Source organism: Flavobacterium sp. 1 (genome assembly GCF_002797935.1).
In the GTDB taxonomy this organism is placed as follows: Bacteria; Bacteroidota; Bacteroidia; order Flavobacteriales; family Flavobacteriaceae; genus Flavobacterium.
Window position 1 is genome coordinate 3,963,846 of sequence record NZ_PGER01000001.1, and the last position, 15,686, is coordinate 3,979,531.

The window sequence follows — 15,686 nt, forward strand, 5'->3', positions numbered from 1 at the left end:
CAACAAAATATGCAATGAAAAAAATTTATTTTATCCCCTTATTGTGTTTTGTATTTTTATTCCAAAGCTGTTTCGAAGTCATTGAAGAGGTAAAAATGAAAGATGACGGAACAGGGCATTTTAATTTTGTAATTAATTTTAGCCAAAGCAAAACTAAAATCAATTCGGTTTTGAAGATGCAGAAAATCAACGGCTATACCATTCCTTCCAAAGAGGAAATTAAAAATGAGGCTTCAAAAATAGAAGCACTGGCACAGAACACCACAGGAATTTCCAACGTAAAAACCAATATCGACTTAACAAATTATATTTTTGCAATCGACTTGGATTTCCAAAAAATAAGCAGCCTGAACGCCGTTTTTTTAAAACTGAAAAACAGCAAAAAAATAAGCACAGCAATTGCTACGGACTATTTTACTTTCAATGATAAAAAGTTTGTCCGTAGCCAGAAAGTGCCTATAAAAACGCTTTACGATAAATTGGAAAAAGCGGATAAAGAAGTTTTTCAGACTGCAAAATACACTTCGGTTTACAAATTTGATTCGGTCATCAAATCTTTTACCAACAAAAATGCAGTCACGTCCAAAAGCAACAAAGCCATTAAACTAAACGGTTCTATAATCAACGTAATTAACGGAAACGAAAAAATAGAAAATACGATTATACTTAATTAAGGAATGATTGGAAACTAGTGTTTGTTGGGAGTTAGTGGTAACAATGTAATAAATTTTTAATCATAAAGAATGAATAGAAAATTTGAAAAAGATATGAGTAAGCGAAAATTAATGTATTCTATATTGGGTTGGTTTATTATAACAATAATAGAATACTATTTTATTCCATATTACATTGTTGTTCTGTTGTGGATAGGATTTTCTCTCACTTTATTGATAATTACCATTATCCAACTTCTAAAACTTGTAAAAGAACATAATTCAATAACTAAATTACGAATACAAAATCTAATCGTTTTTTCTATTTTATTCTATCTGACATTTAATAGATTCCATATAAACAGTCTTATTGAAAAAGTAGACTGGAGAATATTTTACAATAATCGTATGGAAATTGTTCAACAAGTAAAACAAAAAGAACTAAATCCTAATGTAAGTTGGAATGAAACGGTTTGTGAATTGCCTTTTGAATTACCCGTAATCTCAAACGGTGGCAATGACATTGCAATTCACAGAAACGAAAAGAGCAAAACTCTAACAGTTGACTTTTGGGTTTATAGAAATTTTTTTAGTGCACCTTCAACTTTTTTTGTCTATACAGACGACAAAGAAGAAGAAAAGGAACTTAAAAAACTTATTGCTAATGACCCTAATAATAATTGGAAAATTGATGATAACTGGTATCGAATATTTAGAGAATAAAAGAACAAATTCAATTAACTAAATACAGCGAAAGTAAATCGATAAAATACAACAACAAATAACCATTACATAAATGAAAAATCTTATCCTATTCCTTATCATTTGCTTCTCCACGGCGATAAACGCCCAAGATTTAGCCAGCAAAATTCCAGACAATGCACCTTTTGCCTTATGCTTTAACGGCAAAAACCTAAATGAGAAAGTAGCTATCAAAACCATTCAGGAATACCCTTGGATGCAGGCTTTACTAGAAAAAGAGTTGAAGTTTTTACCCAAAGATTTAAGCCAAACCGGAATTGATCTTACCGACAAACAATATCAATACTACATCAGCAAAGATACTGTGATGAATTATGTAGTGATGCTTCCGCTAAATAATGCCGGGCTGTTCGAAAAAATAGTTCAAGCCAAATACGGAGACAGCCTAAAAATAAAAAAACAAGCAAACTATACGAGTGTCAGCACTTCCAAAAACCATCATTTGGCGTGGAATGACAAATTTGCCGTTTTGGTAAACGCCAGCTATACCAAACCTAAAAAAAACAGTCATAGTGACACTGAACCGTATGCTGATTTAACAAGCATAGACTCAGCTGCCATAGTGGTAGATTCAGCAGCTGTCAATTATGATACTGCCGCGACTGCCTATGTACCCGAAGAAGTAAAGCCAACTCCAGTTCCTACAAAAGAAAAAACAAAAAAAGGAAAAAACAAAAAGGGAAACAAAACCGCAAAGACAGTTAAAGAACCCATCTATACAGGACCAACCGAAGAAGAAATTTATGCAGCTCAAGAAAAAGCCAATGCGGAATTGGAAGAAACCAACCGAAAACTATTGGAACTCGAATTAAGAAAGAACGATTCCCTCGAAAGATTAAAAATTGACCCAGTTGTTCAATCGATTTTCAAAGAATCTTTCGATTCCAAAACAGAAACAGCTGCAGTAAATTCGAATATATTTAAAAACAACAGCCCCAAATCTGATTTTTATATTTTTGCCGATTTGGATGCATTAACCACACAGCTGTACTCCAGTTTTGCAGGTTCTAATACCGCTTTAGCCAGTATTTACAAAAACGGAATGCTAAACAGCAATTTTTATCTGAACGGGTATTTTGAAAAAGACAAAATCAGGCTGAATCAAGTCTTGGCACCCAAAAACGAAGAAACAAAAAAATCGTACCAAGAAATGTGTGATTCGAAAGTAGACAAAAACCTATTGAATTATATAGGCAATAATATTTTGGGATATTACTCCATCGCAATGGATACGCAAGCGATTATGAACTACGAATACAAAGTATTAAAAAACACCTTGAATTCGGTTTATCAATCCTACACAAAAGATGCCAGCGGGAATGAAGCCGATGTTTTGATTGATGCCGTTGCCTTATTTTTAGACGAAAAGGCCATCGCTGACCTTATCCCGGGCAATGCTGTTTTTGTGCTTCACGATCTCAAAAAAGTACAAAGAGATTATATTGACATCACTTATAATGACAATTATGAGCAAATAGAAACCAAAGGCATCAAAGATGAAATTCAGCCTGATTTTACATTTGTAATGAATACGCGAAATGAATCGTTTGTTAACAAATTGCTTCAGCTTCCACTGAATAAAAGCAAATTCACCGCTACCGATTATCAATTGACCAACGGCTATTACACTATTCATTTTGAAAAAGACAATCTTCTTGAAAACTTATATTTTGGCCTAAAAAACGGTGTCCTAATGATAACAACCTCTAAAGTAAATATTGAAAACCTTATCCAGCAAACTCTAATGCCATTACAGGCTGATTTCAAAAAATCCATTTCCAAAAATAATGCTGCAGCTTGGCTTGATATACAAAAAATAGTAGCTGCATCCAAAACTGAATTGGACAAAGACACCAAAATCAATTATTATAACATTGCTTTGAAAAACGCTGGGCAAATTACAGTGGAAACCAAATTCAAAAATGGTGCTATTATTTCGGATGCATCCTACACCATTAAGGGAGAACACGCCAACAGCCTGCAATATTTCTTTGATGTCATCAATGAAGTATATGCCGAAAACAAAAAAGAAACAATTGTTACGGAGTAATCTGTAGTAATAGAGACAAAAAAGCTGTATTTTAAAATAAACCGTATTTAATTTTAAATATATAAATCAGGTAAGTTTAAATGGCTTTCTTGAATGGAATAATTGTTTTACTCGATTCTATTCAAATTAAAACTTTTATGCCTTATATATTTAACAATGTATTGAACAAAATGCTAGAATTTTTAGAATTAAGCACAAAAAAAAATTTCTGCAGAATTGCCATACTCCTTATTGCCATTGGGAGTATGGCATTTTTATATTCGTATGGTTTTTACAAAAAATTTGACGAAAAATGTGTTCCTCAAAATACCGATGCCATTGCTATGACCGATATCAAAAACATTCGGAATCATTTTGTTTTTTCATGCCTAAAAAACCCATCCGAATGGGAATGGAATACAAGTAAAACTCCGATAAAAAAGAAATTTGACCTTTCCAGTTTCGGAATAAAAACTCCTGATTATTTGGCTTTTTTCCACATTGAAAACCAACCCGCCACACAATGGTTTGTGACTGTAGAACTTGAAGATGAAACAGTATTTGAAAAAACTTTAACTGAAAAGCATTTTAGTAAAACTAGGCTTCAAAACGGAATGCAGGCTTATTATTCCAAGGCATTGAATCTTTGCGTTATTAAGCATTTGAACCAAATTCTGGTTTCGAACATTCCCGAAATGCAAAAACAAATAGCTGTAAAAACAGCTGAAAATTTATTTTTGAAAAAACTTTTTTTAGACACCGCAAAAACATCAAAAACAATTGGCAACTCCAATGCCATAACGTTTTGGATCAAAAAAAACAGTTTACTCAAGGAAGATGGAATTCTGAACCTGACTTTGAAAGACAACGAAATAACGGTTGACGGGCAACTGCATTTCAAATCTAAGTTTCAAAAAGAATGGCAATTCACTCAAAATCCAAATGCATTACTCTCTATTGGATTTGATTTTGAAATGATTCGCAATCAAAAATTCATTACTGAAAATGCAACCAAAATCAGCAAAATCATTGGTTTTGATTTTGATTCTATTTTGACCCAAAACCCAAGCAAAACTGAATTGTTGCTAAACAAAATAATAGAGAAGAAAGACTCGGCCACCAGTTATGACTATGACGATGACTTTAATCCCATAAAAAAAATGGTAGTTCATACAAATCGTGAACCTTCTTTTTATTTCTCAATGCAGACTGCAAATCCTAAAAAGATTTTTGATTACCTAAAAAGCCAAAATATCATTGACGATCAAAGTCTTTTTGTCAATTTTCCTTTGGCACAAACAAAAGCATTAGTCAAGAATAATTCTTTTAAACTGGAAGCTAATGCGTTAAAAAATCCACTTCAGCACTCTGTTTCAAAAATTGGCTATTTACAAGCACATTTAGACCAACTCCAGCCGAAAGATTGGCGTTTTATCATTGCTAAAAACAAAAATTTAGGTTTTTTAAAATCTTTTGAAACCGTAGAAATTGATCTTTCAAAAGAAAATAACTTAGCACGTTTTAAAGCAAGCTTGAAAACAAAAGATAGAAAAAGCCTAAGTGCCATTTTTGAATAGGGCAAACTTAACTTTCTTTCGCTGAAAACTCATATTTGCTAAATACCTGCAAATTATGTAACTATTAAACATAAAATTGTAATGTGTATTCTAAAATATTAAATTCAGCCATTTTTATTAAAAAAACATAAATAAAACTATAATAAAATCATATTTTTGCGTTGTATCTAAAAAAAAATTATGAAAAAGTTTATTCTAATTATTGCATTTGGTTTTATATCAAATGGTGTATTTGCTCAAAGTCCGCTTGAAGAAGGTGGGGTACAATTAAATGCTGGTCTAGGAATTTCAGGCTGGGGAGTTCCAGTTTATTTTGGACTTGATTATGGAATTGCTAAGGATTTCACCCTTGGAGGCCAATTGTCATTTCAAACAGATAATGACCCATACCGTTATAGCGGCTATGATTACCACTATAATTCATCAGCAATTGGAATTGGCGCTAATGGAAATTATCATTTCAATAGAATTCTGCATATTCCAAGCAAATTTGACTTCTATGCTGGAGCAAGTCTTACGTATTACATCTGGAATTATGATGATTACAATGGAAATCCACATCCTGACAACGATTCTTTAGGTCTTGGATTACAAGCAGGCGGACGTTATTTCTTTACCGATAACTTTGGTATCAATTTAGAACTGGGAGGAAACACTGGAACCAGCGGTGCAAAATTTGGAGTTACTTTCAAATTATAAAAACACAATACGATTTATACTAAAAAACCATCCGAGACATCAGATGGTTTTTTTTATAATTATTTCTTAAAAAAACTAACGCTAATTGCAAATTTTTTTATCAATTAGATTGGATTATTATATGGTATCCGATTCGCTGCTATTCTTTTTCTGATTCATTTTTGCAACTAAAGCTTTCAAACGCAATGCTTTTTCTTTTTTCTCTTCTTGAAGTTTAGCCTTTTTTTGATTTAGCAATTTGGTATGTAAAGCCTTATTTTTAGTGTTTTTTTCAGGTCCTTTTGCCATGATTTTTAATCTTAATTAATTGCACTGCAAAGATAACAAATTGCTAATTGTGATTGCTCCGTCCTTCCCAAAAACATAATAAACTGGTACAGAAACGAAATGCCCCGAAGTAGAAATCCTTTTTGTTTTTTCTTTAAAAACAAAAGATTGCAACGAATTGCTTCGCCTGTTCGGCTTTCAGCCTCGTGTGCGGAAAACAGCTCCTAATAAAAACCATACAACTCTCGATTCTATTGCTTATTTTTGCACTCAATAAAATTGAATCATGACACAGAATCCAGAAAGATATACGATTACGGCGGCATTGCCATATACAAACGGGCCAATACACATTGGGCATTTAGCGGGGGTTTATGTACCTGCTGATATTTATTCGCGTTACCTGCGTTTACAGGGAAGAGACGTTTTGTTTGTTTGCGGAAGCGATGAACATGGAGTAGCTATTTCGATGAAAGCCAAGAAAGAAGGTATTACGCCACAAGAAGTAATCGACAAATATGACGGAATTATCAGAAAATCGTTCTCTGATTTTGGAATTGCATTTGATAATTACTCCAGAACTTCGGCTAAAATTCATCACGATACGGCTCAGGAATTCTTTAAAAAACTATATGATAACGGAGACTTTATCGAAGAAGTAACCGAGCAACTGTATGATGCCAAAGCAGATCAGTTTTTGGCAGACCGTTTTGTAGTTGGCACATGTCCAAAATGCGGTAATGAAGAAGCTTATGGTGACCAATGCGAAAAATGCGGTTCTACGTTGAATGCTACAGATTTAATCAACCCAAAATCGACTATTACAGGAGAAACTCCGATTCTTAAAGAAACAAAACACTGGTTTTTACCTTTGGATCGTTATTCAGATTTTTTGAGTGAATGGATTTTGGTTGGACACAAAAACGACTGGAAACCGAATGTTTATGGACAAGTAAAATCTTGGATCGATGGCGGTTTAGAGCCTCGTGCGGTGACTCGTGACCTCGATTGGGGAATTGATGTTCCGGTTGAAGGCGCCGAAGGAAAAAAATTATATGTATGGTTTGATGCGCCAATTGGTTACATTTCGTCCACCAAAGAATGGGCTCAAAGAGAAGGAAAAGACTGGACGCCTTACTGGAAAGACAAAGGAACGAAACTGGTTCACTTTATTGGGAAAGACAATATTGTTTTTCACTGTGTAATTTTTCCAGCGATGCTAAAAGCCGAAGGAAGCTATATTTTGCCGGACAATGTTCCTGCAAATGAATTCTTGAACTTGGAAGGAAATAAATTATCGACTTCTAAAAACTGGGCGGTTTGGCTGCATGAATATTTGGAAGAATTTCCAAATCAGCAGGATGTTTTGCGTTATGTTTTGACCGCAAATGCTCCTGAAACCAAAGACAATGATTTTACATGGAAAGATTTTCAGTCGAAAAATAATAATGAATTAGCAGACAACTTAGGGAATTTTGTAAATCGTGTGGTAGTTTTGACTCAAAAATATTATGATGGTTTTGTTCCTCAACCTAATGAACTTAATGAAGTTGATGAACAAACTCTAGATGCTATGAAAGCTTATCCAGCGGTGATTGCAAATTCTATAGAAAGATATCGTTTTAGAGAAGCATTGACAGAATTGATGAACTTATCTCGTTTAGGCAACAAATATCTAGCGGATGAAGAACCTTGGAAAAAAGTAAAAACTGATCCCGAAAGAGTAAAAACACAGATGTATGTGGCGTTGCAAATCACAGCGGCTCTGAGTGTTTTAGCAGAACCTTTTTTACCGTTTACTGCATGTAAATTAAAGAGATGTTTAAAATTAGAAAATCAATTTGGCTGGAATAACATAGTAAATTCTAATGAATTAATTGCTGTAAATCATCAAATAGAAACTGAAAAAATAGACATCCTATTTGGTAAAATCACAGACGAAGAGATCCAAAAACAAATAGACAAATTGGAAGCGACTAAAACAGTTAATAATGCCGAAAATAAAAAAGCAGAACCTCAGAAAGATTTGATTCAGTTTGAAAATTTCGCAAAAATGGATATCCGCGTGGGAACAATCCTTGAAGCTGAAAAAATGCCGAAAGCCAACAAACTTTTGATTCTGAAAGTAGATACTGGAATTGATGTCCGAACAATAGTATCGGGAATTGCCGAAAGTTTTAAACCCGAAGATATTATTGGAAAACACGTGACTGTTCTAGTGAATTTGGCATCAAGAAACCTTCGTGGCGTAGAGAGCCAAGGAATGATACTGATGACCACAAATGCTGAAGGAAAATTAGTTTTTGTAAATCCGGATACTGATGGTGTTAGGAATGGAGAGACGATAAATTAAAAAAATTAACCGCAGATTTGCAGATTGATAAAAATAATCAGCGAATCCGCGGTAAAGCAAATAATAATGAACCTAAAAGTAATTGCCTTCGATGCCGACGATACCCTTTGGGTAAACGAAACCTATTTTGATGAAACCGAGAAGAAATTCTGTGGCTTAATGGAAGACTACCTTTCGCATCAGGGAATTTCGAATGAATTATTTAAAATTCAAATTGGCAATCTCAAATTGTACGGCTACGGAATTAAAGGCTATATTCTTTCGATGATAGAAGCGGCAATGAACATTTCGGATAATACGATCCGAGTGGAAGTCATTGAAAAAATAATTAAATATGGAAAAGAGTTACTCGAAAAACCCATTGTATTATTAGATGGAGTTGAAGAAACTTTGAAAGCTTTGCATGGCAAATACAAACTGGTTGTAGCCACCAAAGGCGATTTACTCGATCAGCGCCGTAAATTACACAAATCGGGCTTAGGGCATTATTTTCATCATATCGAAGTGATGTCAGACAAACAGGAAACTGATTATTCGGACTTGATTAAGCGTTTGGAGATTAAGCCCGATGAGTTTTTCATGATTGGCAATTCTTTGAAATCAGATGTATTGCCAGTTTTAGCAATTGGCGGATACGCCGTTCATATACCTTTTCACACTACTTGGGCTCATGAAAAAATTGATCATAAAGTCGAACACAAAAATTTCCACGCATTCGAAAAAATAACCGAAATTATGTTATTATTAGCTTAAAATGACACGAATGAGCAATAAAATTTGAAATCTACGCATATATATAATACTAAGCTTCAATTCCTTGTATCAATTTTCTTAGAAATCCGTTACACCTAAAATTCGTTAAAAATCGGCAAAATACTATTAACTTATTTATTATCAGTAATTTATATTAAAAAACAACTTGTATCCGATGATAATAATATTCTTTTCTTACACAAATGAGCTTCAAAAATTATAATTTGGCTCTAAATTTTGTATTTTTGCCCGAATTTTAAAATTACAATCATGAAAAAAACAATACTTGCATTAGTTTTTGCTTCAGGTTTGACAACTTTGACCGCACAAACAGAGACAGAACAAAGTAAAGAAAACAACAACTTCAACAGATGGTCTATCGAAGTTGGCGGAGGTTTTAACAAACCTGTAAAACCATTGACAAACAAATATTTTACATCTTCACCAAGCCCTTATGTTATTGATCTTGGAGCAAGATATATGTTTAACAATAAATTTGGTGTGAAAGCTGATTTAGGATATAATCACTTTACAAATAAAAACTCTTCTAAAGATTTTGACACTAATTATTATAGAATTGATGTTCAGGGTGTTGCTAACCTTAGCAGAATAATGAACTTTGAAGACTTCACACAAACATTTGGCTTGTTAGCTCATGCTGGAGTTGGATTAGCGCAAGCTAGTTTTGACAATGCAACCTCTAATGATCTAATGGCTAATATTATTGCTGGTGTAACAGCTCAAATTAAATTATCAAACAGAATTACCTTAACAGGAGATTTCTCAACTATTATTAATACAAAACAAAGCTATGCTTTTGACGGATACAGTGCAAATGGATCAGGCACATCCTCAGGACTATTATTAAACGGGACTATTGGTTTATCATATTCTTTAGGCAGATATCAAAAACATGCTGACTGGTATGTACAACCAATTGTTGATGTAAATGAATTTGTTGCATTAAGCAAAAAGGTAGCTGACATAGAAAGCACAATGCAGGATGCTGATAAAGATGGTGTTCCTGATTATCTAGACCAAGAACCTAATACTATTGCTGGAATAATGGTTAACACAAAAGGACAATCTATTGACGTTAACAGAAATAACATTCCTGATGAATTAGAAAGTTATTTACAAAAAACTTATGGAGATAATTCTGAAAGTACAGTTATTGCAAAAAATAATGAATCAATTAAGAGGTTAATTAACTCTGGTTATATTTGTGCATATTTCGATTACAATTCAACTACGGCTTCAAATGATTCAACAGACTGGATTAATTTTGTTCTTACTTACCTAAGAAACAATCCTTCTGCTACAGTTGATGTTGTTGGTCATGCTGATGAATTAGGAAAAACAGCTTACAACGACAAACTATCTACTGCTAGAGCAAACACAATAAAAGATATTTTAGTAAAGTCTAAAATAGACGCATCAAGAGTAAATGTTGTTTCTGGCGGAGAAGACACTTCAGTTGATAAAACATCTGACGGAGCAAGAAAATTAGTTAGAAAAGTTACTTTTACAATAAAATAAACTTCTTTTTATACCTTTCAAAAAGCCCTAAAATAAAATTATTTTAGGGCTTTTTTTTGCTTTATAGCCTAAAAAATATTTAATACATTGCCTGTTTACAACGAATTATTTTCACACCCGCGCTTACAAAATCCACAGCCAAGAAAGATTAAAAGAAAAACTGTATTTTTGTAAAAAAAATAGCATTTTGAAAAAGCTTTTAGACTTAGACAGTTGGAATCGAAAAGAACATTTTCTATTCTTTAAACAAATGCAGGAACCTTTTTTTGGGGTAACCGTAACCATAGATTGTACCAAAGCGTACGAAACATCCAAAACACTCAACACTTCCTTTTTTATTTATTATCTGCACAAAACCTTGACGGCTGTAAATGCTTTTGAAAATTTCAAATATCGTATTGAGAACACCCACATTTACGTTCACGACCGAATCGATGGCTCAGCAACTATAAGCCGCAGTGATGGCACTTTTGGTTTTTCACTGATTGAATACCATCCTGATTATTCTATTTTTGAACAAAAAGCAAAGACCGAAATTGAACGTATACAAACCACCACAGGATTATTTACCAGGGAATTTAAAGATGATAATGTCATTCACTTTTCGGCAATACCATGGCTGAATTTCACCTCGCTTTCGCATGCGCGCAACATGACGTTTCCTGACAGCAGTCCCAAAATTTCCTTTGGTAAAATGATAATTTCCAAAAAAGGAAAAAGAAAAATGCCTATGTCAATACACGTTCATCACGGGTTGATGGACGCCATGCACGTAGGGCAAATGGCAGATTATTTTCAAGCCATAATGAATCTATAAATTGAATTGAAAAAACATGAAAAAACTCCTCCTTTTTTTGACTATAATTCAATGCAGTTTTCTTTTTAGCCAGACCGTTTTGGCAACTTTTCCATTGGAACTAAAAAAATCCAAAGAATATAAACAAATCGTCAATGCCGAAAATACTGTCACTCACGATATATTTGTATTTGCTTCCGATAAAGAAAGCCTCACGATTCTAAAATACAACAGTGCTTTATTCCTAACCAATCATTATACTTTTGCAAGACCAGATACCAGCTACAAATTATTAACGGGATATAGTTTTAATGAGCAAGGGAATCCAACTATTTATTGGTCAAGCCTGGATTTGAAAAATATACAGGCCATACGATATGAATTAAACACGAATACTACCGTCATTTTCAATTATTACAATTCGTTTTCCCAGCAGTCTATTGTTACTCCTTTTCAAGAAAACAACACTTTTTATATCCTAACGCAAAAAGATTCTGAAGAGAAATTAGTTCTATACAGCTTCAAAAATGGACAAAAAGAACAAAAAACAGTCGATTTTAGTTCTTTTAAATTCAAAAACAGCAGAAATCAGCCTTTAACATTCAGTCAAATTCTGGAAGCTTGTCCTATTGAAAAAATAGAGACCAATCAGTTCAATCCATTATTCAAAGGCACAAAAAAAACAAAACTATACATTCTCAAAAACCGATTGCTTCTCACTTTAGACCATAACGACAATGAGACGCAGACTTTTGAAATTGATCTTGCAACTTTAGATATTCAGGAAAAAATCTTCCCGAAAACTGCAACAAAAAATTACGTCTGTCTGTCCAATTCTTATTATCATGAAAGTAAAATATACCAATTTAAAGTTAATGCCGATGAATTGCTGTTTGAGATAAAGGATTATAAAACAGCAGATAACATCAAAAGCATTCTGGTTTCAAAAACCGATACAATACCCTTTAAAAGCTCTCCTTTGTGGCTGCAGTTTGAAGGACAAAAACCAAAAGAATTTAAAAACACAGCCAAATTTTTAAATCAGTTAGTGCATTTAGAAGTAGGCTTGGCGGTTTACAAAACTTCTAATTCCATATTGATTACATTTGGAGGTACGGGCAACATCCAATTTACAGACTTTATCAATTCATTATCCGACAGTAATCTTTTTAATAATGATTTAATGTATCGTGACATACCAACAACCGTTTATTTCGAGAGCATATTTGATAAAAAGTTAGACCGTACAAAGAAAGATGAGGATCCCTTAGCAATTGATTTCATATCACGTTTTCAGCAGGAACATCCCGAAGTGTCTATTCCTAGCATTATCCGCTACAAAAACTATTATATAATGGGATATTACGATGCATACGCCAAACAATATACGATGCGCAAGTTTATTGACGGATTTGAGCGTGATTTTTAGATCAAATCCAATCAATAATCATTAAATCACAATTGGGAAGAATAATTAATTTTCGCAGAAAGAACCTATCTGCTGTAAATGCCTTTCGGTTTGGTATTTGTTGAAGTTCTCCCATTTTGGAGGAAAATCTGTTTTTTGTCCGCACATGGAATCCAAACAAACATTATTGTCTTTGTATTTTTCATGCAAAACAGCCAAAATTTTGAAGAAAAACGCGTCAAGCAATACAATGGCTTCAAATTCAGATTTTAGAATCGCATAATTAGAATCTGACGGGTCTAATAACTGCAATAAATCTAAGACTTCGTTCTTTTCAGTTTCATTGATTTCGGTTAAATAACCATTCTTTAAAGTTTTGAAAACTAAATTATTCCAAGCCACACTATCGTGTCCCCATTTTACATCAGGCAAGTTTAGAGAATGTTCACAAATAAGGATAATGGAAAAAAGCACATCATTTAAATACTCAGCCGGAAACTCATCAAAACTTCTGAATTCAAAACCGCTTTGGTACATTTTCTCCTGATTAAAATCAAGTCCCACTTCCGAAAGCATTTCATATTCCATATCAGCTTCAATCTGGTCTCTCCACCAAACGTTTTCTTCTTTTTCGAACTTTAACAATTTTCTAAAATCATCCACATTATACGTTAGAATTTTACCTTTTGGCATTGCTTTGTTATACGTTCCTACGCCTATGTAGCGGGACATGGTATTTCGCATAGAACCCAAAGTAAATTTTTTGTCCAAACTGTATTTATCACTTATCACGCCCATAATATCAGGACTTCCAAGAGTTGCTATAAAAAACGGCTCAAACCATTGCAGTAAATAAATGGCGTTGGCGTGTGTTTTTTCAAACTCATTGTAATCTATAATTCTGCTGTCTTCTGTCAGTGAAGGCAACGTAATATGAAAATGGTACGTTCCATTATTAAACAAAACTAGGTTTTCCTGATTGGTCATAAACATATTCAGGCCATTGTTATAATCCGGGAAGTTTAACTTGCCATTCAATACAGATGATTCATTGATTTTATCAAGGAATAATTTTTTGGTAGCTTTTAGTTCTTTGCAGGAATCGGCTATCGTACGATTTTCAAAATATTTGGTTACAAATTCAATAGAATCTCCATCAAAATGTACCGACCCCATCGTTTTATTTCTTTGGGTGATCATGCTTTGAATATTATAAGGCTGATCCTCAAGAAAAAGTTCCATAATAGATTTTCCAAGATATTCAGGGTTTTCAAGCGGTTGCGGATTCACCTCTGCAGTTTCTGTAGTCTCAACTAATGGTTTTACTGCCGATAATGTTTTGTGCTGGTAATTTATATCGAGTTTTTCCAGCGAATGACTGTTAATCATTCGGCTTACTTTGTAGTTTTCATTCAAACCAAAAGCTTTTTTCAACAGAGGCGTTAAACTTTCTGGTTTATAGCATTTTCTGTAATCAAGACTGTATTTCTCAAAACCAATTTTTTCTTGTATAAACTCACCAGAAACTATAAGGGATTCTTCAAATTGCATGTAGGTTTCGTTTTCTAATCCTATTCCCCAATAATATTTTTTGTTCTGATTGTCTTTCATTTATACTTTTTTTCTTTTTTATGGTTATGAACTTTTTAAAATCTTTTTTCTATTTGGAAATACAATTATAAATCAAAAGGAGACAATTCATCTAATGGATTCAACATAGTTGTCTCGCCCATCAGAATAATGTTTTTTTTAAACTATTAGGAATTTATAATATATCAGTCTCAGAAATTCTGTACTTGTATCGGCTGAATGTTTGTGAAAAAATTAAAATTTTACAATGGGGTTATAAAATCACTATTGTCATTAATCACTTTTATATCAATAATTTACGAAGATGAACAGCGCCGTTGTAACTTTTGCTATCCTCATTTTTTCTGAGTTGCAAAAGTAGCTCATTATTACGATATTTCCAAGAAGTTAATTCATTGAAAATCAATAACAAAACAAAATTATTAAGTTGTAAGATTTATAGTTTGGATTTATTCATGATAATAAAACACATGAGAAGAATACAATTCATCATTCCACCAATCTTTTCTAACTTCCGAAAAATAGTTGTAATTCAATATTCCCGCTTGTGACTGCAGAGGATATAACACCGTTCCATTCTCTCGATACGCTTTATTTAAATCAGTTTCGGGAACAATGGGAACAATATGTCCGGAGAGTCCTTTTATTTTTCTTTTGGCACAAATTATTCCAACTCCTCCGTTGGCGTTCACTTTGTTTTGAATTTCATCTAAAGTAAACATTCTCTTCCAACCAAAGCTTTCTCCCCATTCTAAAAACCAATCGTGTATGGCACTGGAATAAATTCGGTCAACAGTTTGTTCAAAAACAGCGGTAACCTCCTGTCCTTGTTTTATGTGTTCCAAAGATTCGTCAGTCCACCAAACAGTAGGCAAATACACTTTGCAGAAATGACAATAATCATAAGCGTAAACATTGCAGTATGTATCTTCTGGAGTTTTTTGATACCTGGTGCTCGTTTCAACATCGAGTTTGTCTATAAGTCTGCCAATGCTTTCGCGTTTACTTTCAGGGTTTGTCAAGTCTCTAAACGGAATACTGGAATCCAAAATAGGTTTTTCTTTATTTTCCATAGAATCCAAACGCGATTCAGGATCTGGCAATAAATTTGCTTCCAGTATTTGATATTGAGGCAATGCCTGTGTTGGTATGTTATCTTTATCCATTTTGACTGCTTAAAAATTAATTGGCTTACGCAATCTGAATGATTATTGGAGATGGCGTTTTCTGGTCAACCAAAAAAGTAAATGTAATGATTTT

General features: G+C 33.4%; 13 protein-coding genes. 10 read left to right on the top strand and 3 right to left on the bottom strand.

Annotated features, from left to right (window positions below):
* Positions 1–14: 14 nt before the first annotated feature.
* From CLU83_RS15950 to CLU83_RS15970, 5 genes are all read left to right on the top strand, one after another.
* Complete coding sequence (locus tag CLU83_RS15950) at positions 15–674, top strand: hypothetical protein (protein ID WP_157802117.1); 660 nt, start codon at positions 15–17, stop codon at positions 672–674.
* Between the two features lie 69 nt (positions 675–743).
* Positions 744–1,376 carry a hypothetical protein gene (locus tag CLU83_RS15955; RefSeq protein ID WP_100432522.1) on the top strand — a complete coding sequence of 211 codons (633 nt, stop codon included), beginning with the start codon at positions 744–746 and terminating at the stop codon, positions 1,374–1,376.
* A 73-nt stretch (positions 1,377–1,449) separates the two neighbouring features.
* Entirely contained in the window at positions 1,450–3,465 is a 2,016-nt protein-coding gene (locus tag CLU83_RS15960) for a hypothetical protein (RefSeq protein ID WP_100432523.1), read from the top strand.
* A 137-nt stretch (positions 3,466–3,602) separates the two neighbouring features.
* Positions 3,603–5,021, top strand: a complete 1,419-nt coding sequence (locus tag CLU83_RS15965) for a hypothetical protein (RefSeq protein ID WP_157802118.1) — start codon at positions 3,603–3,605, stop codon at positions 5,019–5,021.
* A gap of 180 nt (positions 5,022–5,201) precedes the next feature.
* Positions 5,202–5,720, top strand: coding sequence for a hypothetical protein (locus CLU83_RS15970; protein WP_100432525.1), 519 nt, complete (start codon positions 5,202–5,204; stop codon positions 5,718–5,720).
* Positions 5,721–5,837: 117 nt separating this feature from the next.
* Here the strand turns inward: CLU83_RS15970 and CLU83_RS22295 are convergent, their stop codons facing one another.
* Entirely contained in the window at positions 5,838–6,008 is a 171-nt protein-coding gene (locus CLU83_RS22295) for a hypothetical protein (protein WP_198512306.1), read from the bottom strand.
* A gap of 265 nt (positions 6,009–6,273) precedes the next feature.
* Between CLU83_RS22295 and metG the strand changes: the two genes are divergently transcribed.
* The 5 genes from metG (at position 6,274) to CLU83_RS15995 (ending at position 12,857) form a co-directional block, all read left to right on the top strand.
* Entirely contained in the window at positions 6,274–8,340 is a 2,067-nt protein-coding gene (gene metG, locus CLU83_RS15975; protein ID WP_100432526.1) for a methionine--tRNA ligase, read from the top strand.
* 66 nt (positions 8,341–8,406) lie between these two features.
* Positions 8,407–9,093, top strand: coding sequence for an HAD family hydrolase (locus CLU83_RS15980; protein ID WP_100433775.1), 687 nt, complete (start codon positions 8,407–8,409; stop codon positions 9,091–9,093).
* Between the two features lie 270 nt (positions 9,094–9,363).
* Positions 9,364–10,632, top strand: coding sequence for an OmpA family protein (locus tag CLU83_RS15985; protein ID WP_100432527.1), 1,269 nt, complete (start codon positions 9,364–9,366; stop codon positions 10,630–10,632).
* Between the two features lie 187 nt (positions 10,633–10,819).
* Positions 10,820–11,449, top strand: coding sequence for a chloramphenicol acetyltransferase (locus tag CLU83_RS15990; RefSeq protein WP_100432528.1), 630 nt, complete (start codon positions 10,820–10,822; stop codon positions 11,447–11,449).
* Between the two features lie 16 nt (positions 11,450–11,465).
* Positions 11,466–12,857 carry a hypothetical protein gene (locus CLU83_RS15995; RefSeq protein ID WP_100432529.1) on the top strand — a complete coding sequence of 464 codons (1,392 nt, stop codon included), beginning with the start codon at positions 11,466–11,468 and terminating at the stop codon, positions 12,855–12,857.
* 45 nt (positions 12,858–12,902) lie between these two features.
* Here the strand turns inward: CLU83_RS15995 and CLU83_RS16000 are convergent, their stop codons facing one another.
* Positions 12,903–14,447 carry a hypothetical protein gene (locus CLU83_RS16000; protein WP_100432530.1) on the bottom strand — a complete coding sequence of 515 codons (1,545 nt, stop codon included), beginning with the start codon at positions 14,445–14,447 and terminating at the stop codon, positions 12,903–12,905.
* A gap of 428 nt (positions 14,448–14,875) precedes the next feature.
* A complete protein-coding gene (locus CLU83_RS16005; RefSeq protein ID WP_232727147.1) occupies positions 14,876–15,592 on the bottom strand; it encodes a hypothetical protein in 717 nt (238 codons plus the stop codon).
* Positions 15,593–15,686 lie beyond the last annotated feature (94 nt).